This is a genomic window from Pseudomonas sp. BJa3 (genome assembly GCF_026343815.1).
GTDB lineage: Bacteria > Pseudomonadota > Gammaproteobacteria > Pseudomonadales > Pseudomonadaceae > Aquipseudomonas > Aquipseudomonas soli.
The window spans coordinates 1-266 of record NZ_JAOXMC010000243.1 but is presented as its reverse complement, the minus strand read 5'-3'; the positions used below and the strand labels follow the sequence as shown (position 1 = coordinate 266).

Below are 266 nucleotides of genomic sequence, written 5' to 3'. Positions count from 1 at the left end.
GGAAACATTGACGGCAACGCCGCCGACATCGCTTTTGTGCGTGATTTCGCCGGACAAGAGCTTCAGTACCACGCGCGGTCCCAGCTTCCGGGCGGCGTCAACGGCCTGCGCTTCGGTGCTCACCACGAACTCCCTGACGCCTTGAACACCACAGCGGGCGAACAACGCCTTGGCCTGGGCTTCATCGAGCGAACCGTGCTCTTCGCAAGTAACTGGCTCCTGCGCTGCGGTTCGCGTATGGTCCGACTCCGAGTGCACCGCGCGCG

General features: G+C 63.9%; 1 protein-coding gene. It reads right to left on the bottom strand.

Annotation, left to right across the window (positions count from 1 at the left end; all coding sequences use genetic code 11):
- On the bottom strand, positions 1-258 hold a 258-nt coding region (locus OH705_RS27585; RefSeq protein WP_267303483.1), incomplete at its 3' end, for an acetate--CoA ligase family protein.
- Positions 259-266: the final 8 nt, after the last annotated feature.